Source organism: Streptomyces sp. NBC_00820, from assembly GCF_036347055.1.
In the GTDB taxonomy this organism is placed as follows: domain Bacteria; phylum Actinomycetota; class Actinomycetes; order Streptomycetales; family Streptomycetaceae; genus Streptomyces.
This window is the reverse complement of record NZ_CP108882.1, coordinates 51,536-76,212: the sequence shown is the minus strand read 5'-3', so window position 1 is coordinate 76,212 and position 24,677 is coordinate 51,536. Positions and strand designations below refer to the sequence as shown.

The window sequence follows — 24,677 nt, the reverse complement described above, 5'->3', positions numbered from 1 at the left end:
CCGCGACCCCGCGTTGGCGGCCACGCCGAATGGGCTTTCATCGAAGATCGTCAGGCTTGGGCCTCTCGCGGCGGCCCTGCTCGGGTTCTCCGCTATCTGAAGCTTCTCCTGAGTGCGGTGACGGTTGTTCCCGGTGTCCGTTGCCCATCTGCGGCGTGGCCCGCCGTCTGGCTGAATTCCCTCCAGATACGGGGGTGTTCGGGTGTGACGGTCTGCCGCTCGCCGCGCATCCCCTGGACCAGGCAGTGGCCGCTTCGTTGGAGCCGCTGTTCGAGCCACTCCCGGGAGACAAGGAGGCTGTGGGCCGTGCCGGTTGGGCGGTCCCACGACAGGTACTGCACTTGGAGCCGCCCGTCGGTGTCGTACCAGAAGGGGTGGTCGGGGTCCCGTTGGAGTCCGCTGTCTCTCAGGAGCGGGTCATTGAGCAGCGTCACGGATACGGGTGCGTCGAGGGAGCAGTCGTAGCCTTGTGCACCCCAGCTGTAGGTCTGGGTGGTCGGGATAGCCGTTACGGGTTGCCCGGCGGGGTCTGCGGCGTGGTCGATCTGGGCTTGCGGCTGTGCGGCAAGGGTGCGCTCCAGCCAGGTGTCCTCGTCGTCGACGGGGCCGTCTGCCCACTGCTCTGCGAGGTCTGCCAGGGACTCGGTTCGCTTCGTTTCTCTCTTCTCCCTCCAGATGGCGAGGGCGTCGACGGGCTCGGCGGCAGCAGCTGGTGCGGGGGTTGTCTCCGGCGTGGCCAGGTCGTCGTCATCGACTGGACCATCGAGGCCATCCGGCCTGTCGGGGCCGGGGCCGGGTTCTTGGTCCGAGTACTGGAAGGTACTCACGTGCCAGGTATCGGGTTCAGGGTCCGTCCAGGGGCCGGGCACGGTGGGGAAATCGGCGAACAGGAGGCTGTGGCGGTCGGGTCCTTCGGGCATCAGCCGGTTCGTGAGGGAGCGGCCCTTGAGCCATGTGAGCAGACTGGTGAACTGGTCGTCGGAAACGGTCCAGCTCGTGACGCGGTGCCACTGCTCAGCCTGTCCATGGGTGATGCTCCAGCCTCGGCCGTCGTGGTCATCCGTGGCCTGTTCGTCGAGCACGACCCACTCCCTGCCCTGGCTGTCGGTCCGGACGGCCAGTTCCTCGAGACCGGGCAGGTTGTTCGGACGGCTGATCCACTCGTCGATCCCGTCGTCGTCCGGCAGTGCCGGGACAGGCGGTGCGAGAGGGTGCGCAGGGTCGGCGGGCGGAAAGGTTGCGTTGTCCGCTTCGCTGTGGCCGCTTGCGTCGTCGGCAGCGTCGAACGGGTGGCGGGCCGGAGGGAGGGAGGGATCGATGTCGAGCAGGGACAGCCGTGCCGCTCCCTCGTATTGGGCGGCGTCGTGCTCAGAGGTCCGGTGGGGGTGACGGTGGTTCGCCAGCCGCTCCACCAACTCGTGGAGGGCCATCCACTGGTACTTCTTGCCGATCCGTTCGCCCTTGTGGGACTGGCGGCCGCCGGACATGCGTCCACGGGTAGCGTCGAATTCGGCGAAGAGCTCGGGCGACCATCCAAGGTCGGCGACGCGGGCGAGCACCCACCTCGCGGCCCACGCAGCGTCCACCTCGGTTTCAGCGAGGCGTTCGTCGTCGGCGGGCGGCACCCGGCAGTCCCGCAGCAGCGCGTACTGGCCCCGGTCGAGGACCTGCTGCGCCTTCCACCCGGTGAGGAGCTGCGCGACCGCGGCCGACGTGCCCAGGGCAGGCCGGACGGACTCCGGGAGGCTTTCTGCGAAAGCCGGGATACGGTCGGTGTCCACCGAGACCGGATCATCGCGGCGCTGCCACGATGGCCGGCGGGGATAGCCGGACGCCAGAGGCAGCATGCTGAAGTGGTGGACGGTCGGACGGACTTCGTAGTCCGCGAAGTCTCCCAGCGATGACAGGGACGAGCGAATCGATCCCCACAGGGGCCTGTCTTCCTCCCGCCGTGGGAAGAGATCGTCAAGAGCCTCCTCCGCAGGGGCCTGACCGATGTCCGGGCAGGCATGCGGATGCCTGACCACCCCAGCTTCTTCGTCAGTGATGATCCTTGCGCCGTGCGCCATGGTGACAATGCGGGTCGCCGCATCGCACAGCAGCGCGTTCCTCGAGGCGTGCGCGGGCGAATCGGTATCACCGTAGACGTACTCGGTGATCCGCCGCGCAACCTGACCCAGGAGGCCGCGCTGCCACTCGCTCCCGCCACGCCGGGCCACCACCCCGTACGCGACCCACACCAGGCGCTCGAAGAGGTAGGGGTCGTCCACCTTCTCGGCGTCCTCGTGCAGGAATCTGTCCAGGAGAGACACGAGAACGTCCCCGTGCGACAGAAGCAGTTGCCCGAGGGCTTTGGTCGCACGGTCCCGGAGAAACCGGTTGGAGGACGTGAGGGCCCAAACAAGCGTCGTGGCCGCCAGCCGGGCCACTTCCTCGGTGTCGCCAGGCGCTGTCACGGGCCGGCCTGTCCGGGCCCCGAGCCGGGGTCGGGCCGGACGGGACGCGGGGTGGAGATCCTGCGGGGTGGGGTACTGCTCGGCCCAGCGCAGCAGCCGGTGCAGTGCCGTGACGTCCCACACCATCGGGTAAGTCTCGACACCCCACCATGCGTCGCGTTCGGGCCGCGGCCTCCTCGCCAGCACCCGGTGGAGACGGTCGGCGTTCAGCAGATGCCCCGGCTCAGCGGTGACCGCCAGGACAGCCTCCAGTACGTCGGAGTTGCGTCCGTGACGGGCGGCCGTCTCGTTGAGGAGCGCGATGGTGCGTTCGTTGACACTCCGTGTGCTGCGCAGGGGAAGCGTTTCCAAAAAGCTCCGGGCCAGCAGATAGTGCTGCATGTCCGCACGGCCGTCGGGCCCGGATGTGTCCGTCGCGGGCCCGGGAGGGGAAGCCAGGAGGTCGATGAGCTCCGTGTCGGCCTGCTCGGGCAGGAGAATCGACGCGGCCTCCTGATAGTTCGGGGAGGCCTCACGCAGCCAGTTCCGCAGAGGGGAGCCGGCGGCCAGATGCCGGCCCTGACGGAGCGACTCGATCTCGTCCTGGTGGGCAGCGAAGACCGACCGCACGACGCGGTCGTCGCTGAACGCCTGGTAGGGGAAACCGATGCCGCTACCGGCCTCGGCCCCGTAGGTCCGCTCGTTGGACACGATGCCCTGAGCGAGGAGCTGCCCGAGCATGGTGTCCGGCCATGCCGTGGCCGCAGGAGCGCAGGCGTCGGCAAGGTCACGGGCCTCGCCACGCGGAAGCACGGAAAGGTGTTCGGCGGCCATGCGCGAGGCAAGAGCATCTACCGCACGGTGCACGGGCCGCTCAAGAGGGTCCAGCCCCAGCCGGGTACAGATGGCCTCCGCCCGGTGATCGACATAGGCGTCGAACACCGCGCTACGGTCACGCGGACGGCCGCCCGAGCCGGCTGTACTCTGGTTCCGGCTCCTGCTCAGACTGTCCGCGTACAGCTTCACGAACAGCGGGTTGGTGAAGACCGAGGCAAGCAGGGGCGTGTTGGGAAGAGCAGCCGGATTCCTCCGAAGGTAGCTCTCAAGGCCTTCCATCTCCCGGCCCGCGAAGCCGGAGTGCACCGAAGCCGGCCCGTCGAAACGGTCCGGCACCACGAGGGAACTGAAGGTCGAACGGCAGGACACCGTCAGAGCGATGTGCCGGTACCCGGCCAGATGCCCCTGGAGAGCGAGCAGTTCACTCTTCCAGTGCCCGGCATCGGCGGAGTCATTGAGGGCATCGATGATCAACAGGAAGCGGCACCCGCTGGCCGCGCCCGCGGCGTCCATCGCCTGGAGGAAGTCCCGCTCGGGCAGCTGGCCCAGCCCGCACCTCTGCGCGATCTCGCTCAAGGTCCTGTGCCCGCTGAGCTCCTGCCCGAACACCACCAGTGCCGGCCGACCTTCGTCCACAGCCCTTCGCGCGGCATCGACCAGCAGATGCGTCTTGCCCTGGCCGGCTTCCCCCAACAGCAGCCACGCTCCCTTCTCCGCTGCTTGGGCAGCGCTGCCCCGCAGCAGGGCCAGTACCTGCTCGCAGGCGTTGCTGGCACGAGCGAGGGCACCCTCACGCATCGACTCCACGCTCTCGGACGCTGTCCGGGCGCTGCTTGTGCGCGGCTGTGACAGAGGCGGTGCCGGAACGTCACCGCTCCCGGTCGGTTCCCCGACGAACCGGTCGGCCAAGCCGCTGAATTCACCCAGCCGATTCAGCATGTCCTCAGCCACAGCAACTGCCTGCTCGGCGGGGAAACCAGAACCCGCGGATGCCGCAGACAGGTCCTGGACCAAAGCGTCCGCGCCCTCCCGCAGCGGAGGCGTCCACAACCGCACCCACTGCGACAGCGCTTCGTGCGCTGGACTGCTGTCCGGCGCGGGATAGCGGTCACGCCACCACGACATCTCGGCCAGGAGCGTCTCGACAACGGCCCGCAGGTCCCGGGCCCGCTGTGCGAATTGCCGCAGAAATTCCTGTGGCAGGGCGCACGCGTCCGCCACCTGAGCCAGTGGCAACGCCACGTGATGTTCGGGCGTGTACCGCGACTCGGCCAGACGCTCAGCAAGCGTGACCTGTTCTCGGAACCACTCCGTGCCCAGTGCGCGATTCTCGAAGAAGAACCACTGGCGTCCCTCGTTACCGGGCCGGGTCAGGCGTTCCAGCAGTTCGCCACCACCGACATAGCGGATGTCGACACCGGCGAGACCGGGCAGTTCCTCCTTCCACTTGGCGATGTGGATGTTCCACCGCTCCCGTGCGCCGGTACGCGGCTTCCCGCTCGGGGTGAAAGGGGCGGGGTCGGAGAGGTCGAAGGGCGTCAGGAACTCAAGCCGGACGATTTTGCGGTGGGCGATGTTCTCGCCGACCGTCTTGGCGCTCTTCCTCGCCTGAGGGAGCAAGTCCTCGATGCGCTGGACGAACTTGACCTGGTATCCGTGTGCGGCGCTGCCGTCGGGCGCCTGGTTGTACCATTCGACACCGCCGTCCGGGGCAGCCGTCTTGATCGTCTCCCAGCCTGGAGGGGCTGCCTCGCGCAGCTGGAAGCACAGTTCTTCAAAGGCGCGATGCTGGCTCCCGTCCCACTCCCGGATGCTCTGCCAGTTGTGCGCCCTGCCGCCGTTCTCCGCCACTGCCGTCCTCAGACCGTTCTGCCGCCCCGTCGCGCATGAAATTCCAGCGTAGAGGGCCAGACTGACAGGCGAGAGCGTGCCACTGCCGGGGGACGGCAGGTGCGGGCAGTTCCGCTGCGGTTGGACCTGCAGATGCCGTCAGCGGTTCGAGGCCGAGTGTTGCCACGATGCTGGCTGCTGGGCAGTACGTAAGGGGGCAGGCCTGTGGTGAACTCGCCCTGACTTTAGCCTGGTTCCCGCTGTACTGGCTTCTCAGACGGCATGGGCGCAGTGATGTGACCGAGTTCGGACTATCGTCGTCGTCCCGTGCGCGGTCTGGCCCTGGCTGTGGTGGGGCGGCCGATGGTGCGACCGCGGCTGAACCCGAGGCGGTCGCTGAATTCGCCGGCCTTTGCGAGTTCGATCTCGTACCGCGGCTCGAAGTGATCGTCCGTGACGCTCAGACCGCTGATCCGGTAGTGGAAGAAGGACTTGATGCCGGGACGAGAGCGCCCGCCGGTGCGGTCGTAGACGTACAGATACTCCTGCGCGACCCCGTCCTCGCGTCTTTTGAAACGCAGGGCATAGGGCTCAACCAGGCGCTGCCGCCCCTCGTAGGTCAGGAGCATCAGTTTCTGCTCGGCACCGGCCTCCATGATCGGTGTCCGTAGGTGCGCTGGATAGAAGGCGGCTTGAGTGCTGTGGCCGGTGCGGAAATCGGCGAAGAGTAGGTCCAGTTCGCTTTTCCAGCGTGCCACCGTGCTGGTGAACTCAGGCAGGCTGTCACGGGCGCAGGTGATCGTCGTGTCCCACAGGGACTGCATGCCGTCGAAGGGAATGGCAGTGAGCAGGTTCAGGGCCGCAGCGGGGCTGGGAGAGAAGATGGTCTTCCGGAGGAACGTTCTGACCAGGCTGCGCCGGTTGACGGGGATCTCACTGTTGACGAACGTCGAATAGGTGAGGTCGAACAAGTCGCGGATGGAGCGGCGCTGCAGGAGACACTTGAGTTTGTCCGCAAGAGCCTCTTCCAAGCTGATCACCGTCAGGTCCGCAGTGCAGGCCGCATGGTCGCTGTAGGGGTGAATGAGCGTGCGCGACTGCGGGGGCAGTTGAAGGCGGGTGAACTCGGTGACGTCCAGGTGCAGGGTCACAGGCATGCTGCTGGTCGTGCCGTAGAAGTCGGTGAAGAGCAACTGGTACGTGTAGACCGTCTGTTCCCGGTTGATCCTGTGCCTGCTGAGCTGCTCAGTGCGATCGAGATGGAACTGGACCCCTGTTCTGGCCTGCGCCATCCGCCCGATCTCGTTGAGCGCTTCACGGAAGTCCTGGGCGTCGATAGGGCCGGGGGAGGCGAAATCGAGATCTTCGGAGAAGCGCGTCGCCCCGAAATACCCCTTCCGTAAAGCGTTTCCGCCCTTGAGGACGAGACGGTCGGCGAGCCGGCTCTCTCCGTAGAGCCCGGCGAGGAACCAGCCGAAGACGTAGTCCCGCTGAACATGGGACGGGTCGACTCCGAGTTCCGCGCTTTTCGCGTCGATCTCGTCACGGCTGATCATGGAAAGCCTCTCCCAATGACGTGCTACCGGCGCGGCTTCCTCAGGCGACGCACAGGCGTGACCACGATACCGGCCCTCGGCCTGATCGATTGACGGCGAGCGTTCTCGTGGATGCAACTCCTGCCTGCTGTCGGGGTCTGTTCACCTGGACCGGATGGCGTGCACGCTGCTGTGCCGCATTCGGTCCCAAAACGGGCTCAACGGGGCGACCGGGGAGGACGATTCCAGGGACGCCGCCGAGTCACGCACAGGACCGAGCTGAGATAAAGCGCGGATCGCTCACGCTGACCGGAATAGTTGACTGGACCGTCTGCAAAGCAAGTCAGCGGCTGGGGAAACGGCCCCCGAAGAGCAGACTGAGATAGGTGAACGCGGTGGCGTGATCGTCCTTGTGATAAGCGTCGAGTGCCTTCCTGGCGCGGATTGCTCCCGTCCTGAGCTTGGAGAGTGCGTCTTGACGAGTCGCATCGCTGGAGCATGCGGCGAAGCGTCCGGCTTTGTTCTTGGGGTCGTTCATGGACGCGAGTTGATGGTCATCCAGCTTCTCCAGGAGACCGCATATGTCCCAGACCGCGATGAAGTTCGGCTCACCTGCCATGTACTGGGCGGCGCGCATCTCCAGGTAGAAGGAGGAGACCGGCACGTTGTTGTAGTACTTCCAGGCCTTGGCCAACCGGGCGAGCTTCTTGGCGCCGCCGACCGCAACAGGCCGCTGGTTGACTTCGTTCACGTACTCCAGGTGCGCCGTGGGGGCGGTGTCCATCCACCCGCCGGCGGCTCCGGGGATGTCGTAGACCGACGTGTCACCACCGCGAAATGTAAGAAAAGCGGGAAGAACCTCCCATGTCTCCGCGCCGGCAGTGAATCGAATCTGGACTGTAGGGCGCCGTATGACGACCTGGGTGGAGGGAAAACTCGCCTGGAGAGCCGACTTCACCCAGCCCAGGGCGGTGTCCGAACTGTTCGGGCGGCCTGCCTTGATGCTGGCCAGAAGATCTACGTCGCAGTGCCCGCGGACCCCCGTCCCATGAGTGAACGACCCTGTCTCTCGGAACAGAGATACTCCGAAGGCCGCGGCCTGCAACGAGGTCTCCACACTGCGCCGATGGCGCGCCTTGGCGTCGCGCTCGCCCGCGGTGGGCGTCAACTGCTGCAAGAAGAGGTCGAACCCCTGATTCACGGAGAGTGCCATATCTGCTCTCTAGTGCCCTTCGGGCTGGTTGGCGGACGTGTCGACCGCGTAGGATTGGCCGCCGCCGTCGACATTCGCTTTGCCACGCAGGTAGGAGCGTCGGCTGGGAGGTTCGGCGGTCTTGTTCTGTTCGTCGCGTCGCGCAGTGATTTCAGCCAGCCCGCTCCGAGCCTCTTCCACGGTCCATGCCGGGAGATCGATTTCACGGGCCTGGCGAGCGGCGGTTTGGATCTCGAGGTAGGCGTTTGCTGCGGCGGCGGCCTGGTTCATCCGGTGCGATGCGTTGATGGTGGTCAAGATTGCCCCCAGGACAGCGGCAGCGAGGGCAACCAGCCCGGCGATCACGCGCCCGGCGGCCGTCACCAGGGCCATGGCACCGGCGATGGCCGCCAGACCGCTTGCCGGCACGCCCAGCCATAGATTGATTAGGCGCCAACGCTTGGCTTGCTCGAACTGAGATTGCGCGCTGTACTTCGCACTCTCCTCAAGGCGTTCCAGCTCGTCTGAGATGGCCTGGCGACGTTCGGCTTCGGTCGGCTGGGAGGTTTCCGGCATGCAGGAACGCTACCGGTACGCACTGACACCAGCGCTTGTGTATCTCTTGTCCGGATGGCACGAGGCCTTCAGCGTGTCCAGGGCGACGGCCAGGGCTGGGGAAACGCCGGCGTGGTCGGTCTTTGCTGCGGGGCGCCGTCGCGCAGCTGAGGCAGCAGGGGCGCACCCGGAGCGAGTAGCGCGCGGAGACAGGGCAGGGGGAGGGCTTCTTGTCGCAGAACCAGGCCGTCGGTGAGCAGCTGCGCGACTGACGGTGCGATGTGGGGCGGGAGCCAGGCGGCCGCGGCGAGGGCTTCGTCGGTGGTGGCGGGTGGGTGAGGGCGCGGCCGCCCGGTGAGGAGGGCATGGTAGAGGCCGGTGGCGGGCAGCAGCGGGGGAAGGCCGGCGGCCTGTGCGCGGTGGCTGGTCTGCTGGGCGCAGTGCAGGCCGTCGAGGTCGAGGTCCGCGTACATCAACAGGGTCTCCACAGGGTGGTCGCGTTCGCGGAAGGAAGTCAGGGCGGTGGGGATGGAGGCGACGAGCTGGTCACCGGATCCGAAGCCGAGCCAGCCCACCTGGCTGCGGTCGGGCCAGGCGCCGAAGATCTCCCGCAGGCTGGTGAACGCGGCGGTGTTCTCCACGACGAGCATCCAGGGTGCGGGCCCGAGTTCGAACATGGCCAGCGGGGCGGGGGTGGGCCGGGCCCGAAGATGCACGGCGACGTCGAGGAGCCCTTTGACCACGAGATGGTGGCGGTCGATGTCCTTGAGGCGTTTCTCGTCGCCGTACAACTGGTAGGAGCGGTCGGCGATCGGAACGATCTCGGCATCCGGCTGGTCCCGCAGCAGCGTGTTGAGGGGGCCGAGAAGCGCGTGGTCGGCGGCGGTCAGGTTCAGGGTGCCGGCGAAGGACAGCTGTTCCACGAACGCCCGGGGCGCCGGCCGGGGCCGGGACGAGCGGGCGGACTGCAGGCGCTTGACCCACCGGGGCAGCGGCGGGTGGGCGCTGCAGTCCCAGCCGGCGCTGCCCTTGGGCAACTGGGCCAGGCCACGCTGTTGGAGGGTCTGAGCCGCGTCGGCGAGGATGCGGCGGCGCCCGGGCGAGGTGGCCAGACTGGAGTCGCCTGCGTCGGCGGCGCCCGCCAGCGCATCGAAGTCGACGCGCTGGCGGGACTGCTGGGCGAGGTGGACGGCCATACGGTCGGCGGCGCTCATCCGGCATCCCCGGCATCCACTTCGGGGGTTTGTGGGGCGTCAGGAGCAAGGACGCTGCGGCGCAGGAGGCGGGCGGAGGCGATGCCCTCGTCCTGGGCGCGGGTGACACCGTCCGCGACGGCGTCACCGTAGCGCTCGAGGATCTGGACGTAGCGGCGCTTGGTGTGCAGGTCCATACCATTGCGCATGCGGACGATGAGGGGGAAACGGCCCAGTGCCGGGCGATCGTTGGAACCGGTGGTGTACACGAGCTGGATGCCGTGGGCACCGGCGACGCGGCGCTGCAGATCGACGAACGGCCCGTAGTTGGCCTTTCCGAAAGGGTTGTCCAGGACGAGTGTGCCCACGCCGCCGGGGACGCGGCGGTCGCGCTGGGCGGCACGCATCCGGGCGAGTGTGCAGTACAGCAGCACGGAGACGGTCAGGAGTTCGCCGCCGCTGAATTTCTGGATCTCGGTGACGGACTCACGTTCGACGGTGTCCAGGTTCTGTGTCGGCTTGATGATGCGCGCGATGATGTTGCCGTGGCCGCCGAGCGCCGCCAGGACCAGCTGCTTGGCCAGTGGCATCGCGTCGGGCAGGGCGCTGGCCCGGCCGGCGGCGCCGGCCGGCAGCGAGGAGATGAGCCGGTCGACCTCGGCGGACAGCCTGCGCGCGAGTTCGTCCCCGCGGGCGCGCTGGCGCAGCTCCAGCGACAGGAACCGCTGCTTGGACCAGCTGCCCAGATTCCCGGGCAGCCGGGAGTGGCGTGCTACTTCCTCCACACTGTCGAGGACGGCTTCGACCGTGCTCGCGCAGGCGTCGACGACCCGGGCATGGTCCTCCTCGGACTCGGCGAGCAGCCCGGTGACCTGTCGTTCGCGTTCCTCGATGTCCTCCAGCAGCGCGGCCAGCCGGGGCTGCAGGCTGAGGTCCTGTTGCAGGCGTTCGCGCAGTCGGCCGTCGACGACGGCCGCGTACTCCGGCTGCAGGGCGAGCCGTTCCACTTGCTGTACGTACTTGCGCAGGGCGTTCTTGGCGTCGTCGTGGGCGCGGATCGCCTGGAAGACCTCGCGGGTGATGACGTCCTTGATTCGCTCGGCGTCCTGCGGCTGCAGGGACCGCACGGTGAGGGCGGACAGGCCGTGCCGTTCAAGGAGCAGCGCGTCCACGCCCGGTTCCAGGTCGCCGTCGTTGCCCTGGCCGGGCTGGCGGTCGGCGGCCGCGTTGAGACTGCCCGCCGACTGCCGAAGCTGTGCGGCCTGGCCGGCCGCCAGGTCGGCGGAGCGGTGCGTGCGCTCGGTGTCCAGGCGCCGCACCTGGGCCAGCGTGCGGTCCTGCTCCAGCCGCTCCTCTTCTGCGCGCAGTTCCTCCTGGGCGGCTCGGACGCTGGGGAAGGAGATCCGCTCCGTGCCGGGAGCAAGGTCGTCCAGGGCTTCGGCCGCCTTCTGGTGAGCCTCCAGGGCCTGGCGGTGGAGGAGATCCGCTTCGTGCTCGGCCCGGTCGGCCTTCCTGCGAGCCTCCGCTGCGCAGGCGATGCGGTCAGTGAGGCGGTCGGTGTCGGCTGCCCCGGCCTGCTGGGCGAGCTCTGCCGCCCGCGCGCGTGCCGCGGAACCAGCCCGTGAAAGGTCCTGGTTGAGAGCGTCGATGGCCGTCTGGGCGGCGGTGAGCCGCTGCTGCAGCGTGGTGTCGCTGATGCCGTCGCGCCAGTCCCGACGGGCCTGGCCCCAGCGCTCACGCAGCGCCTGCAGGCTCCCGCCCGGTACCGTGGCCGGATGTGTCCGGCTGCGGACTTCATCCGTGAGTTCCTGGCGGATCTCTTCCAGCCAGCCGGCCCAGCGTTCCCCACGCTCCCGGCACTGCCCAAGCGTTGCCTCCGCGGTCCGTCTTTGCCCCTCGGCGTTCGTGCACCGCTTCTTCAACTGCTGCACGGCGGCGCGGTGTTCGCGTGCCTCGGTCCGGGCCTGCCGGCGTTCTGCCGTCCAGTGCGCAGTGGCGCGGACCGCCACTTCCAGGGCCCGGACCTGGGGAAGCGTCTGGGCGAGCGCCATCAGCGTGTCCGTGTGCTGGGCGAGCCGTCGTTCCGCTTGGCCCGCGCTTTGCGCGGCTTCCTCTGCCTCGCGGGCCAGCATGCTGGTGCGTTCGGTGAGCGTGTTCACTTCGTCGTCGAGCCGGCTGAGCAGTTCCTCCCGCGCGGCGCGTGCCCGGGGCCCGAACGATTCCAGGTGCGCCCGCAGCCGCCCGCAGAGGGCACGGTCGCCCTCGCGCCGTTTGGTGACGGCCCGGAGGCGGTCCTCCAGTGTGTCCAAACGCGCGGTGACGCGGCGCAGTTCCTCCTCTCCCGCCTCCAGGTCGAGAGCCGAGGGGCGGACGGGCAGGACGGCGATGTTTCCCGGTTCCCGCAAGAGCAGAGCCCGCGCCTCGTCGTCGCTGCTCACGGCGATCACCGTGGGCAGCGAGACGTCGGCCTGCCGGGCCAGAGCCGCCAGGTCACCACCGGGCACCGGCCCGCAGATGACCACCCCGCCGATCAGCTGGGGGATGGCCGCGATGACCTCGTCGTGCCGGTGGGCGGGCAGGGTCTCGCGCAGGAACTGCATTCCCGAAACGGCGTTGGCACCGCGGTTCTGCAGGGCGGCAACCGCCCGTTCGACCTCCCGGGGCGGCGGACAGAACCCGTCCTGCTCCAGCGCGTCGCGCAGCCGCCGGTCCTCCGACGCCCGGGCATGCTCGGCGGCCAGTTCCGTGTCTGCGTGGGCGACCTGGTCGGTGAGCAGCGCGATGAGGTCGCTGCCCACCGCGTCCACATCCACCGATTCGCCGCCGGTGCCCGCCAGTTCTGCCAGACGCGGCTCGGCTGCCAGGTCACGGCGTTCGCGCGCCAATGCGTTCCACTGGTCCCACACTTGGTCGTGCCGCTGCCGTGCGGTACTGAGCTGGTCGGCGCACGACAGACGTTCTGTCGCGATGCCGGTGCTCCGCTCCCGTGCTGCCTCCCGTTGGCGCCGCGCCTGCTCCACCTGTTCCCGGGAGGTCTCTTCCTCGCGGGTGAGGCGTTCCAGAGCGGCATGCGGCTCCTCCTGCCCTCCGAGAACCCCGCTCGCACGGGCGGCCACGATCTCCGCCTCTCCTTCCGCGCAGCGGGCTTCGGCCGAGGCCGCGCGGCTGTCCGCGCGGCCGATCGCGCTCACCGTCTTCTCGAACTCCCGCTCGGCCGCCTGGAGCCGGGCGGCGGCCGTCTCAAGTTCGGCGCGGGCCTGTTCCTCCTCGCCCGAGAGCCGGCCGAGCCCCTCTTCGAGCCTCGCGTACAGGGCGGTGCCCGCCTGCTCCACGGCCTCCCGCAGCGGGGCCTGCTCGCTGTGGAGATCTTCCAGCAACTGTTTGACCTGCCGCAGCTCGGTCTCCCGGCCCGCCAGGTCCATGAGCAGGGGAACCGCCTGCCATGCCGTGTGTTCCCGCTCGGCGGAGTCGGCCGCCTCGATGCGCCCGGCATGCTCGCTCGCACAGTCGCTCACCCGCAGCCGCGCGGCCGCCTCGCTCACCGCGGCCACGCGGTGGCCCCGGCCCTCGACCCGGTCGTCGGCCTCCTGTGCCTCCTGCGCGTAGGCCTCGGCGCGTTCGCGCAATGAGCCCGACTCCTGCTCCAGATGGGCGGCCTGGGTCTGGAAGTGCTCGCCGGCACGTCGGGCCAGCTGGACCTGCCGGCCCAGTGCCTGCTCGGCGAGGGCGGCTTCCGCCGTGGCCTTCTGCACCGGTCGCAGCCGCAGGACGGCCTCGGCGAGGAACCGCTGTTCCAGTTCCCGTGCGGGCCGGGCCGCCAGTTTGTCGGCGTGTTTGGACAGCGCCGCACGTGCTGCCGTGGGTGCGGCGGCATCGACGATCATGTCGATGAGGAAGTTGATGAACTCCTCGGCCGTGCGGAACTTGAACAGCTCGGTGATCCCTCCTTCTTCCTGGTTCATGACCTTCTGGATCATGAAGACCTGAGGGTCCAGACCGTGATTGCTCAGCTGCTCCTCCCAGCTGTACTGCTCCTCCGCGACCACCAACTGCAGCCGCCGCTGCAGTTGGTGCGCGGCTTCCAGGGCCTTGACGTAGGAGGTCATGCTGAGCTGGAGATCCTCGGCACGCACGGGCAGGGAGTCCAGTTCCAGCCCGCCGGGCTGAGGCCGCAGAAGATACCAGCGGCGTTCCAGCCGTTCCCACCCGCTGCTCAGGTCGGCCGGGCGCTGTCCGTCGCGCCACTGGTAGACCCCGCCGGTCACCAGTACCGCGCCGGCCGTGGGCCGTTCGGAGTCTCCCCATTCAGCGATCACGTGCGAGACCTGCTCGCCGGGAATGTACTCGGCGAGCGACTTGGACTTGAGCGCCCCGATGAAGTCCTTCTTGGCGGGCAGTAGCAGGCTGAAGAACAGAGAGAGCAGACTGGACTTGCCGCCGCCGTTGCGCAGCCAAAGGATCACGTCCACGGGCTGCATGGGCCGGCCGTCGATCGAGCCCGGACCGCCGGTCAGGTCCAGGACGAGCGATTTGAAACCGGCCGCGCGGTGGCCGATGTTCTCCAGACGAATACGTCGCAGTTGGAGCATTCTTCAGTCCTCCTCGACCAGATGGGCGCGGCGCAGGTCGCACAGCACGGTGAACGCCGCCGAGGCGGCTGCCTCTCGTACCTGCACGCGGAAGCGGTGGGCGAGCCGGTAGTGGCCCGCCCCCAGGTCGTCGGCCCGCTGGGCCATCCCCTGTTCCACCAGCCAGTCGAGCGCCTCCTTGATCACCCGTCGGGTGCTCGACTCCGACAGCCGTCCCGTCGGTGTGGGGCGCGATGCGGGGAGTTTGGCGTAGACCCGCCAGGCGGCCTGGAGTTCGGGATGGGCCACGGTCAGCCCGTCCGCGTCCTTGGAGGCTTCACGGAGCCGGTCGGTGAGCCGGCGCAGGAAGTCGTCGACCTCGGCCAGCGAGATCCGTCTGACGCTCTGCTCCTCCAGGTCGGCGGGAGTGGGGTAGGCGCGGGCCGCGATCGCCACATGCGCGAGTCCCAGGACGAGGCGGTCCTTGACCCCCAGCTTGGGATGATCCTTGAGGCGGTAGGACAGCCAGGATCCCTCGCGGGGGTGCAGGATCAGTCCTTCGCTCTGATGGGCCTCGATCACGTCCAGGTCGAGGCCGTCGGCGACGGCGTCCGCCGCGTCGCGGAACGGGCCGTCCATCCGGTAGCGCTGCAGCAGGGCCCGGTAGCGGGGGAGACTCAGGGGACGCAGACGCGGCTGGCAGCCGAAGCACACCAGGGCGGAGGCGTCGGCCAGGTCGGCCGGGGAGTAGACGTTCGCGGCAGTTGTCATGCCAGGACCTCCACGTCGTCCTCGGCGCGGGCGGGACCGGGGATTAGCGACTGGGCGGGGACGAGCAGCAGGTCGCTGCCGGCGACCGCTCCGAGATCGAACACGGTGCCGTCATCGAGGACCACCAGATGTTCCTCCAGCAGGTCAGCCAATTCGTCAGCCGTCCCTTCCTCCTCCTCGTCCTCCGGATCCGGCGCGAAGGCCCGCAGGACACAGACGGCCAGGAGGTCGGCGGCCTGGAGGCTGTGCGCCAGCGCCTGTTCCAGCAGCCGGGACAGGCGCACCGGCATGCCCAGGGCCTGCGTGAGGAGGCTGCGGGCGACTGCGACGTCCTCATTGCTGAAGAGGCCGAACTCACCGGGGTCATCCGCGATCAGCTCGATCTCCTCGTCCGCGAACGCCTCCCGCACCGCGCGTGCCGGAGCCAGCAGCGAGGCCCACCAGTCCCGCAGCCGCGGCCGGTGCGCGACCACCGGTCCGCCGGCCGCGTCCGCGAAGATGCTCGCGACCGCCTCGGCGTCGTCGGCGCCGAGGTCCAGCAGCGGTTCCAGCACGTCCTCCTGCATCCCCACCAGCGCAAGGCGTGGGGGAGGCCTGAAGCGCTGCTCGGCCTGGGAGCGCAGGAACGCCGGGCGGGCGTCGATGACTTTCTCCAGGAGCTGGGTGTGCCGCAGATGGGCCCGTCCCAGCAACCGCAGGATCCGCTCGCAGGTGCGCCGTACCTCCGCGTCGTCCACATCGTTGCGGACCTCACGCATCCACTCCATCAGGTCGCGCTCCACCCGGTGGCGTTCGCGAAGATGCGCACGGGAAGTCTGAAGCAGCCTGGGGACGTCCTGTCCCCAGTCCACGGCCCGTACATCGCGCTCGGTCTCCTCCAGTACCGCCCGTACCCGTTCGCAGTACATGAGGGACAGCTTCAGGCTCTCCGCCGCGCTCTCCTCGGCACGTCCCCACCGGTGGGTGCTCACCTGGCGGCGCAGCATCAGGTCCTTCGCCGCCTGCACGTCCTCCAGATCGTGTTCGAGTCCGGACAGCAGGAGATTGATGGCCGGGGTCGTGGCCCGCAGCACGGCCTGGCCGCGTCGCCCGAATCCCTCCTCCAACAGCCGCACGGACAAGGTCACCCTGCTGTGGCCCTCGCGGTAGTCGCTGTAGGAGACGTCGAACTCCTCCCCGTCCTGCGCGTCGTTGAGCAGCTCACGCAGGACGAACCGAGCCACCGCCAGATGCTCCGAGGCATCCCGCGCGGGCGCCGCTGACGCCGCCAGGGAGGCGAGGAACTGAATCACCTCCTCCGTGGTCGCCTCCGCCTCCATCTCCTGCTGGCTGACCACTGCCTCCAGCGCGGCCAGGGCGAGCGTGCGAGGGTCGTAGAGCCCTCGGGGGAACCGCTGCCAGGCGCTGCGTTGATCGATGCGGTGCAACGGCACCCCGCGGGCGAGAACCGAACTGCGCCGGACGAAACCCGGCTCAGCAACCAGCGCACGCCACTCGTCGACTCCGTCGGGAGCCGCCGGCACCGAGACCAGCAGCCGCCGCTCCTCCCGGTCCAGCAGGGCCTGGAGCATCGTGTCGGGACCGTCGTCCTGCGTACAGTCCGGGCCGTGGGGGGATGCCTTCGTCTCTGTCATGGAGTCAGTGCAGCAGCTGCCACTGACAAATAGAACAAAAGACCCTTGTTGGGGCATCCGTTCGGGCGCAGTCAAGGGGGTGAAGCGGGGGCCGGTCCGTGAGCGCCCTCTTGGTGCCGGTGGGGGTGTCTGTGCTCCCGTCCGGTCGGCGGGTCCCTGGCGCCCCCTCGTTAGGCGGTTGCCGACGACGCTGCAGTCCGCCATCGGCGGCAGGCTTCATGTAGGTGGTATTCGCATTCTCGTGTGCTTATTGCTGATTCTCATGCATTTTCCGCATGAAGTCTGGTAAGGTGAAGGCATGGGATTGGGGCTGGAGGAGTCGCTGCGGCTCACGGTGGCCGCACTGATGCAGGCGACAGGTGAGCCGCAGCGGGCGGTGGCGGACGTGCTTGGACTGACCCAGACGCAGGTCTCGCGTCGGCAATCGGGTGCCACTTCGTGGACTCTGCGTGATGTCGACACGCTGGCCGGACATTACGGCGTCGCTGCGCTCGATCTGTTGTCCGGGCCGACCAGGGCGTGCGAAGCGCTGTCGGTCGGCCGCCGCCGCGGTATCCGGTCCGAGATGAAGAGGGCCGGCCGGTGAGCGACTACGACGCGATCGACTCACTGCTGGCCTCCGTCGGCCCGCAGGTGGAACTCCCGGCCCCGGAGCTCCGCCGTGGCCTGCGGGAGCGGGCGGGGCTGTCTAAAGCGCAGGTGGCCCGTGCGCTGGGAGTGGGCCCGTCCACGGTCGGCGGCTGGGAGAGCGGCCGGGACCCGGCCGGTGAGACTCGCGCCAAGTACGCGTACCTGCTGGAGGGTCTGACTACCAAGCTCGCCGAGGCCGATATGGCAATGCCGCCCGCTGAGCAGCCCGTGGCGGACGGCTTGGTAGACGCGGCATCGTCACCGGAGCCCGCGCAGGACTTCGACGAGGTGGAGACACTCACTGCTTTGCAGCCGTGCGTCTTGTGCGGTGCCCCGGCAGGTCAGCGGGTGGCGGGATTCGTCCAGCACCTGGACCCCTCCGACTGCCAGACAGTCCCCGCCGGAACTCCGAAGCCCCCGCCTGTCAGGGAAGCCCAAGTCCCGCGCACTGCACGCCCGCCCCGTCCGGCCGACGGGAAAGGCGCGGCCCCGCGCGGTCGGGCGTTCCAGGAGCCGTCCGGGCCTGCCGACTTGATCCACGAAGCGGTGCACGCCGTGCTCGCCGAGCACCAGGGCGATGTCGAAGCGGCGAGCGCCGCGTTGCTGAAGCGGGCCATCCCGGACGCGATGCGCCTGCTGGACGAGACCCGCAAGGGCGCCCGCTACGACGTGATCGCCCATCCCTGGATCCCCGACATCCTCAAGAAGCAGACCTCCAAGGGCGCCGACCAGATCTGGGAGGCCCGCCCCAAGTGGACGCGGCCCGAACTGCCGCCCGGGAAGCATGAGGTCACCGCACTCGACATCAACGGCGCCTATTTGAGCGCACTCAAGACCCACCTCCCGCTCGGCCAGCTGGAACACTCCACGGGCTTTGCACACGACCGGCGCCGCGCCGGAGTCCACCTGATCACCCCGCCCGCCTGGGAGCACGACGCGGTGCTGCCCAACCCGATCGGCCAGCGCGACGAACCAGGACCCCTGTGGGTCAGCGAACCGACCCTGCGCCTGCTGCTGCGCCTGTCCGGCCCGAAGCACCGCCTGTGCGAGCCGCCCGAGATCCACGAGTCCTACACTTCGGGCGCCACCGAGAACCTCCTGGAGAAGTTCCGGATCGCCCTCAAGGACGCCCGCGACACCGCGATCGCAGACGGCGACGAGCTGACGCTTCAGTACGTGAAGGCGATGTACTCCAAGTTCGTGTCCACGATGGGGGAGTCGAACTACAACCGGGAGCTCTACCGCCCGGATTGGATGCACATCATCCGCTCCCAGGCCTTCGCCAACCTCTGGATGAAGGCACTCAAGGCACACGACGGGGGACTGGCTGTCGTACGGGCGATGGGCACCGACGAGCTCCACGTCATCGGAGACTGGCGCCGTGTCTTCCCCGAAGGCCGCTCGGTTACCGAGGTCAAGGTCAAGGACACTTACACCGCAGGAACCGGCACCGACGCCGACACGGGGCAGGAGCAGTAAATGCCGGAGAAGAACATCGACTTCGGGAAATTCGGAGCCCGGGGCATCAGAGGCAGCGACGCCGTCGCCCGCCAGCTCGACCGACTCGCCGGCCACATCGCCACCCCGGTGACCGCCAAACGGGGCCTGATGGCACGCCTGCACTACCTGACGACATCGGACAGGACCTGGCAGGCCGCCAAAGACGCCGGACTGACCGTGAGCGACCGGACACTGAAGGCATGGCTGGAGGACAGACGCCGTCCGTCGAAGGCCAACCTGGAACGCATCGACGCCGCATACAGGGCGGTGCGGCGCCGCAACGTCGCCCGCCACCTCACCGCCCGCCTCAACCGTGAGGGCCGCGGCACCCGGGTGGAAATCCACCCTCTCGACCAGTCCGGCGTGGCGCGCCCGCTCCAGCGTGTGGTGGAACACCGGTCGATGAACGTGCGCGGCTGGGACAAGATCGTCGGGTCCTGGGCGGCCGGCGACCATCAGGGACTGGACGACGCCTGGACCGCCGATGTCCTGCCCGACCTCGGCTCCCAGTGGGGCCAGTACGAGTACGTCAAAAACATCGGCTTCGCCGCGTAGAAGCCGACCCCGCAAGTCAATGGTCTCCAGCGTCTGCCAGCATGGCGTACGGTGGTGCGAACCGACGCGGGGTGGAGCAGCTCGGTAGCTCGCTGGGCTCATAACCCAGAGGTCGCAGGTTCAAATCCTGTCCCCGCTACTGCCAGGTGGAGGGCCACAACCGTACGGTTGTGGCCCTCCACCCGTATGCGGCCTACATGTCGGCAGCAGCCATGCCCAACTGCCAGGTCAGGCACGAGCGTTCGCTCACCGAACCGGTCCGGGACGCGATCCGGTCGTGCCCCGACGCCAGCATCAGTTGACACCGGTCGGCCGGACGGGACGGGGCGGGCACTCCCGTACGGTGGCGCCCCAGCCACACCAGCAGCGCCTGACGGCCTTCAGCCACATCCACCCCCCACCGGACCATCAACTGCTCCACGCCCGCGAGCCATCGGGCACGGCCCGCCGCATCCCGCTGCCCCACCCGTTCGAAGTCCAGCATGGCGCCCGCGAGCTGCGCCGCCTCCGGGTAGATCACCAGCGGGGCCGCCCGCATCTCCCGCGCACCCAGCCCAGCCGTCCAGGCCCGCTGCACCCAGCACACGGTGTCCGGCATCCGCGTCCACCAGTACACCGCGACCTGGAAAGCGTCGGCGAACAACTCCTCCCCGGCCGGCCCCCAGAGTGCGGCCAGCTCCTGCCGCACGCGGTGCGCCGTCATCGTCTCGGGCAGTTCGGCCAGCTGAACGAAGTCGGGACCACGCCCGCGGGAGTCGTCCGACCAGTAACCGTGCCGCGCGCACACCTGCCAGCTGTCCGGCGACATCAGCCACACCGGCTCGCCGACATCCAGGTCATCACCGCACGGCGGGCAGTGCCGCACGAGGTGTCCCGCCAGCGGCTTCCAGGGCCACTTCCACTCCGCCGCTTCCCCCTCCCCGCCTGCCAGCAGCCACTCTGCGCCCAGACTGGGCAGATCCTGCTGCAGAAGACCCAGCGACCGGTCGGCCAGGACAGACAGATAGCGCAGCCCCGTCTCGTTCACATACATCTCGGTGCACTGCGGGTACTTCTCCACCCGCAGCGGGTCCACGGATGCCTCGCCCTGCCCGACCCGGTCGAGGAAATCAGCCAGGCTCAGACAGTTGGCGTGTGCGAGCCGGTTCACGAACGACCCCGTCGACTCACCCGCCACCGGCCAGGCGCGCAGCGGCAGCGGCCTGCGAGGCCCGTACAGGCCGGGATCGTCCAGCACAGCTGTCCTTCCGCCGAAGCTGTCCTGGGCACCGTGACCGGCCCGGCAGCGTGCGGTCAAGAGCGCCGGCACTCGTTCGGGTGAACCCGTACGAACGTCCTGCCACAGCACCGCACACCCCTTCCACCCTGGAACCAGGTGCACACGCACGCCATCACCGGGGGAGGACCATGGCCACGACGACGCGCCTCCGTCCGGCCGCGACCGCCCCTGCCTCTGCCTCTCGCCTGAAGACCCGCCTGCGCGGAGGCCAGCAAATCGCCGTCGACACCTCCGCCAGCAGCTTCATCGAGGGCTACCGCCGCGTCAGCGTCTACATGGCCACCGGCACCGGAAAGACCCTGGTGGCCCTGCACATCGTCCAGGAAACCGCCCCAGAAGGCGCTTCCCTGGTGGCAGTCCCCTCTCTGCGACTCCTTGAGCAGACCGCCGCGAAATGGCATAGCGAAGGACGGCCCGGCCGCTACCTCGGTGTCTGCTCCTCAGACCAACCGGCGGACCCGTACCTGGCCGGCATCCTCACCATGGTCGACACCGCCGACGACCTGGCCCAGCAGGCCGCCGACGCCCAGGGACCGCTCAACGTGTTCTGCACCTACAACTCCCTGGACAAGGTCGTCGAAGCCCACCGCGACTTCCACCTGCCCCGCTGGGACGTCGTTGTCGTGGCTCGTTAAATCTGATCAGTGTCCGGGGTGTTGAGCTGGGCTGATCAGTTGGCTGGTTGGGGCTGGCGGTGTGCTCTGTGGTGGCGAGGGGCTTGACGTTGCTTGCGGGCTGGGGCTGGGCGGGGTCTGTGAGCTGTGGGTTTCCTGCTTCGGGGTGGCCGTAGGTCCATTGGTCAGTTCTATTGGTTGGCCGGTCACTTTCGTTGGGCGGCTGTTGTAGCTGATCAGGGGTGTGGATTCGTGGATGCCGAGGGTGCTCAGGAGGTGTTGTTGGTGGGGGTGGAGCTGATTCCAGGCGCGCTGCTGGGTACGGATCCATTTAGTGGTCGTGCCGGGGAAGGCGTGGCCGGCGGTGTGGTGGGCGTGGGCTTGGTGATAGCTGTGGTTCCAGGAGACCCGCCAGGGTGGGTTCCACCATGGGTCGAGTGCGGTGAGCTGTGTGTCGTGGGGCCAGGGCAGGCCAGTGCGGCGTAGGTGGGCGACGGCGCGTTTGCGCTGCTCGTACAGCCACCAGCCCAGGGGGAATCCGTCGTGTTCGGTGGTGTAGTGGGCGGTGCCGAGTCCGCCGTGAGTGTGTGCGTAGGAGCGGGCGTAGGGCAGGCCGCCGTCGATGGACGAGGAGACGGTTGTGGGGCGCGACCGGCTGGCGCCGGTTCTGCGGCGCGTGCGTGTTTCCTGCTGGGGGCGGGCGGCGTGTGCGTCCTGGGGTGTTATGCCGAGGCCGGTCAGGAGTTCCTGCTGGCCCGGGTGGAGGTCGTCATAGTTGATGCACTGGGTGAGCAGCCATCTGGTGGCGGCTGGAGGAAGTCCGGGGAAACCTGCGGCCGCGTTCAGAACGTGGCCGTGGATCTCGTTCCTGACGGCATGGTAGGTGACTTGCCATGGTAGACCCCAGGATGGGTTCCACCATGAGTCAAGGACGGCGAGGGCCTCGGCGCGGTGGTGGGGGAGTCGGCCGTTGGCAGCCCGCTTGCGTTGGTGGGCGAGCCATGTCCCCAGCCGGTAGCCGTGGTGGTTCGCGCTTCTGGGCACGGCGAGGTGTCCGTGTTGGGCGGCGTAGGAGCGGGCGTGTGCAAGGCCGGTGTCGAATGATGCTTGCTGGGTGACGCGACGGGGCCGTGCGGTGGGGGCATTGGTGGCGGTGATGCCGAGTTGAGTGAGCCTGTGTTGCTGCCCCGGGTGGAGGTTCTGGTAGGCGACGCACTGGGTGTAGAGCCACTGCCCAGTCCAGTCGGGGGTGCCGGGGAAGCCTTGTGCAGGGAGGAATTTGATCCCGTTCTCGACGAGTTTGCGGGCGGCGCGGTGGTTGATCTGCCAGTCCCCGTTCCATGGTGGGTTCCACCATGGGTCGACGGCGGCCAGCAGCGGGTCGGCCGGGTAGGGTGCGGCGAACTTGGCGGTGTGAAGGCCGGCCTGGTGCCGCTGGCGGGCCAGCCAGCCTCCGACGGGGAAGCCCTCGTGCCGGTCGGAGGGTGATGCGTTGAGGTCGCCGTGCAGTGCCGCGTAGGAGCGGGCGTAGTAGAGACCGGTCTCCAGGGACGGCCTGTGGGTGGCGGGGTTGGGGCGGGCGGTTTGGACAGTCTGCTCAGTCAGTCCGACGGCCGCGAGCTGTCGGCGCTGTTCCACTGCCAAGCCGGGGTAGGACACACATTGGGTGTATAGCCATTGACCGAGTTCGTCGTTGAAGGCTGCAAAGGCGCTTTCGGGGTCGAGGGGGTGGCCGGAGCGGACGAGTTCGGTCACCGTGTAGCAGGCTCGCTGCCAGTCGGAGGGCCAGGGCGGTGCCCACCACGGATCCATTGCGTCCAGCTGCTGTGTGAGGGCGGGATCGAGAATGCCGCGTCGGGCGCGTACGCGGAGGTTGGTCAGCCATTGGCCGATGGGGAAGCCGGCGTACGTATCAGCAGAGCTCGCACAAAGGTGCCCGTGCTGCTTCCAGTAGGCGCGTGCGTTGGTCAGGCCCTGGTCACGGGCCTCGGCGAGGTTGCGACGCCGCGGCAGTGCGTGGCGGGCGGCTTCGGCGCTGATGCCGATCTGTGCCAGTAGTCTGCGCTGCTGGGGGTGGAGGCTGCTGTAGACCTGGCACTGCTGGTACAGCCAGGTGCCGAGATTCTCGCTGGTGCCGGGGAAGCCCTGCTTGGGGCTGATGTCGGTGCCTGAGTCCAGCAGCCGTCGTGCGCGCAGGTAGATGCGCTGCCACAGTGTGCTCCACGCAGGATTCCACCACGGGTCAAGAGCGGCCAGGGCCTGGCTGCGCTCGGGGGAGAGCTGGGGGCCTGCGGCGCGCTGGTTGGCCAGCCACAGGCCGAGTTGGAACCCGTCCTTTTCGTACCGGTAAGGAATGCAGAGGTGGCCGTGTTCGGTGGCGTAGGTGCGGGCGTGGCGCAGGCCGCGCGCGAACCCCTGGGCGGTCTCGGCCACGTCTGGGGCCGGCGCCCCCTCCGACTCCGTTTTTCCGGGCGCTTCGTCGACGGGTCGGGTTTCGGCCAGGAGCCGGGTGATCGGTGCGGGCCGGTGGGGCGGGGAGACGTGCCACATGCTGCGTGTTTTCGGCTTGTGCCCAGCCTGCGTGCGTACGCAGGCGCGTACCCAGGCGTTCAGCGGGCCTGTCGTGAGGGCGCTGAGGCGACCGGCGATCCATGGCCGCTTAAGGCGCCGAGCCAGTTCGTCCACGAGGCTGGGGACATCGGCGAGCGCGTGCGGCTGATGCCGCCCCGCGTCATCGAGTAGCCGCTGCTGCAGGCTCGGGTCGGCGAGGGCCGCGGCCAGCGTGACGGCTTCGGGGTAGGTCACCGCATCCCGCGCCGCTGCACGCCAAGCGAGGTCGTTGCCGGGTGCCATCAGCCGCAGCCGATCGGGCCAGAGGATCTCTTCCGGCCAAGGCTCGTCCCACCACGAAGCCATGATTGCCTGCGCCACGGTGAATGCTTCGCCGGCGTGCGCAGAGCGCCGCAGCAGCCGTACATGACGGCGCTGGGCCGCCCCGTTCTGCGGCACATACCGCAGGTCCAGCTGCCCGGGGACGGCCGCTGCCCCGTCGACGACGGGTGCTTCCAGCATCCAGCACTGGTGCTTGACGCATACCCGGCCGTGCGGCAGCAGGTAGCGGCGTGCTTCCTCCCGGCCTCGTGTGGCGGTCGCGGTGCAGGCCCGGCATCCGGGGCCGGTCGGCGGGATCGTGGCTGCGGTGCGGACCCAGGCGGCCGGCTCGCTGCCGAGCCTGCTCGAAGGGACGTCCCTGCCCCAGGCTGGCAGGGCACGGTGCAGGTGTTCTTCGGGCATGCGGCAGAAAGCGGCGACCACCGCCCGGGCCTCGGCGTTGAAGACCACTTCGCCGTCGGGCCGCACCGTGAACAGATTGGGCCGCCGCCCCACGTCCACGAGCGCGCCGATGAGCTCTTTGGCCGTGATCCTGTACCGGGAGGCGACTCTGCTCATGAACGACAGCGTCGTCTCACCGTTCAGCGGAGCGACACGCACCGCTCCCAAAGACGCTCTGTGAAAGGGTAGTTTGTTCTGCTCGCGCTGTGGTGGCTG

The 24,677-nt window shown here is 68.7% G+C and carries 14 protein-coding genes and 1 tRNA gene; 5 read left to right on the top strand and 10 right to left on the bottom strand.

The window, feature by feature from the left end; genetic code table 11:
* Positions 1-92: 92 nt before the first annotated feature.
* From OIB37_RS00265 to OIB37_RS00230, 8 genes are all read right to left on the bottom strand, one after another.
* Positions 93-4,514 carry a hypothetical protein gene (locus OIB37_RS00265; RefSeq protein WP_330455460.1) on the bottom strand — a complete coding sequence of 1,474 codons (4,422 nt, stop codon included), beginning with the start codon at positions 4,512-4,514 and terminating at the stop codon, positions 93-95.
* A gap of 899 nt (positions 4,515-5,413) precedes the next feature.
* Positions 5,414-6,658, bottom strand: coding sequence for a nucleotidyl transferase AbiEii/AbiGii toxin family protein (locus OIB37_RS00260; protein ID WP_330455459.1), 1,245 nt, complete (start codon positions 6,656-6,658; stop codon positions 5,414-5,416).
* 322 nt (positions 6,659-6,980) lie between these two features.
* Complete coding sequence (locus tag OIB37_RS00255) at positions 6,981-7,850, bottom strand: nucleotidyltransferase (RefSeq protein ID WP_330455458.1); 870 nt, start codon at positions 7,848-7,850, stop codon at positions 6,981-6,983.
* Between the two features lie 9 nt (positions 7,851-7,859).
* A complete protein-coding gene (locus OIB37_RS00250) occupies positions 7,860-8,405 on the bottom strand; it encodes an SLATT domain-containing protein (protein WP_330455457.1) in 546 nt (181 codons plus the stop codon).
* Between the two features lie 68 nt (positions 8,406-8,473).
* The gene (locus OIB37_RS00245) at positions 8,474-9,598 is read right to left on the bottom strand and encodes a hypothetical protein (RefSeq protein WP_330455456.1); all 1,125 of its coding nucleotides are present in this window, start codon (positions 9,596-9,598) and stop codon (positions 8,474-8,476) included.
* Positions 9,595-14,166, bottom strand: a complete 4,572-nt coding sequence (locus OIB37_RS00240) for a hypothetical protein (RefSeq protein WP_330455455.1) — start codon at positions 14,164-14,166, stop codon at positions 9,595-9,597. Before OIB37_RS00240 ends, OIB37_RS00245 begins: the two co-directional genes overlap by 4 nt.
* 3 nt (positions 14,167-14,169) lie before the next feature.
* Positions 14,170-14,916, bottom strand: coding sequence for a hypothetical protein (locus tag OIB37_RS00235; RefSeq protein WP_330455454.1), 747 nt, complete (start codon positions 14,914-14,916; stop codon positions 14,170-14,172).
* Positions 14,913-16,550, bottom strand: a complete 1,638-nt coding sequence (locus OIB37_RS00230; RefSeq protein ID WP_330455453.1) for a hypothetical protein — start codon at positions 16,548-16,550, stop codon at positions 14,913-14,915. The genes OIB37_RS00235 and OIB37_RS00230 overlap by 4 nt, the downstream gene beginning before the upstream one ends.
* Before the next feature lie 298 nt (positions 16,551-16,848).
* Here OIB37_RS00230 and OIB37_RS00225 point away from each other — a divergent pair, with 298 nt between their 5' ends.
* From OIB37_RS00225 to OIB37_RS00210, 4 genes are all read left to right on the top strand, one after another.
* Complete coding sequence (locus OIB37_RS00225) at positions 16,849-17,136, top strand: helix-turn-helix domain-containing protein (RefSeq protein ID WP_330455452.1); 288 nt, start codon at positions 16,849-16,851, stop codon at positions 17,134-17,136.
* Positions 17,133-18,659 (top strand): helix-turn-helix domain-containing protein, encoded by a 1,527-nt coding sequence (locus OIB37_RS00220; protein ID WP_330455451.1) that lies wholly within the window; start codon positions 17,133-17,135, stop codon positions 18,657-18,659. The genes OIB37_RS00225 and OIB37_RS00220 overlap by 4 nt, the downstream gene beginning before the upstream one ends.
* Positions 18,660-19,235 carry a transcriptional regulator gene (locus tag OIB37_RS00215; RefSeq protein ID WP_330455450.1) on the top strand — a complete coding sequence of 192 codons (576 nt, stop codon included), beginning with the start codon at positions 18,660-18,662 and terminating at the stop codon, positions 19,233-19,235. It abuts the gene before it with no gap.
* 65 nt (positions 19,236-19,300) lie between these two features.
* A tRNA-Met gene (locus tag OIB37_RS00210) sits at positions 19,301-19,374 on the top strand.
* A 54-nt stretch (positions 19,375-19,428) separates the two neighbouring features.
* On the opposite strand, the gene OIB37_RS00205 is transcribed toward OIB37_RS00210, so the two are convergent.
* Positions 19,429-20,472, bottom strand: coding sequence for a TniQ family protein (locus OIB37_RS00205; protein WP_330455449.1), 1,044 nt, complete (start codon positions 20,470-20,472; stop codon positions 19,429-19,431).
* Positions 20,473-20,642: 170 nt separating this feature from the next.
* Here OIB37_RS00205 and OIB37_RS00200 point away from each other — a divergent pair, with 170 nt between their 5' ends.
* The gene (locus OIB37_RS00200; RefSeq protein ID WP_330455448.1) at positions 20,643-21,149 is read left to right on the top strand and encodes a DEAD/DEAH box helicase family protein; all 507 of its coding nucleotides are present in this window, start codon (positions 20,643-20,645) and stop codon (positions 21,147-21,149) included.
* A gap of 6 nt (positions 21,150-21,155) precedes the next feature.
* Here OIB37_RS00200 and OIB37_RS00195 read toward each other — a convergent pair whose 3' ends face one another.
* Positions 21,156-24,578, bottom strand: a complete 3,423-nt coding sequence (locus tag OIB37_RS00195; RefSeq protein ID WP_330455447.1) for a helicase associated domain-containing protein — start codon at positions 24,576-24,578, stop codon at positions 21,156-21,158.
* Between the last annotated feature and the right edge of the window lie 99 nt (positions 24,579-24,677).

Coding starts and splice junctions, on each gene's coding strand:
- OIB37_RS00260 (WP_330455459.1), bottom strand. CDS start 6,658: ATGATCAGCCGTGACGAGATCGACGCGAAAAGCGCGGAACTCGGAGTC.
- OIB37_RS00255 (WP_330455458.1), bottom strand. CDS start 7,850: ATGGCACTCTCCGTGAATCAGGGGTTCGACCTCTTCTTGCAGCAGTTG.
- OIB37_RS00250 (WP_330455457.1), bottom strand. CDS start 8,405: ATGCCGGAAACCTCCCAGCCGACCGAAGCCGAACGTCGCCAGGCCATC.
- OIB37_RS00200 (WP_330455448.1), top strand. CDS start 20,643: ATGGCCACGACGACGCGCCTCCGTCCGGCCGCGACCGCCCCTGCCTCT.
- OIB37_RS00215 (WP_330455450.1), top strand. CDS start 18,660: ATGCCGGAGAAGAACATCGACTTCGGGAAATTCGGAGCCCGGGGCATC.
- OIB37_RS00195 (WP_330455447.1), bottom strand. CDS start 24,578: ATGAGCAGAGTCGCCTCCCGGTACAGGATCACGGCCAAAGAGCTCATC.
- OIB37_RS00245 (WP_330455456.1), bottom strand. CDS start 9,598: ATGAGCGCCGCCGACCGTATGGCCGTCCACCTCGCCCAGCAGTCCCGC.
- OIB37_RS00235 (WP_330455454.1), bottom strand. CDS start 14,916: ATGACAACTGCCGCGAACGTCTACTCCCCGGCCGACCTGGCCGACGCC.
- OIB37_RS00240 (WP_330455455.1), bottom strand. CDS start 14,166: ATGCTCCAACTGCGACGTATTCGTCTGGAGAACATCGGCCACCGCGCG.
- OIB37_RS00230 (WP_330455453.1), bottom strand. CDS start 16,550: ATGACAGAGACGAAGGCATCCCCCCACGGCCCGGACTGTACGCAGGAC.
- OIB37_RS00225 (WP_330455452.1), top strand. CDS start 16,849: ATGGGATTGGGGCTGGAGGAGTCGCTGCGGCTCACGGTGGCCGCACTG.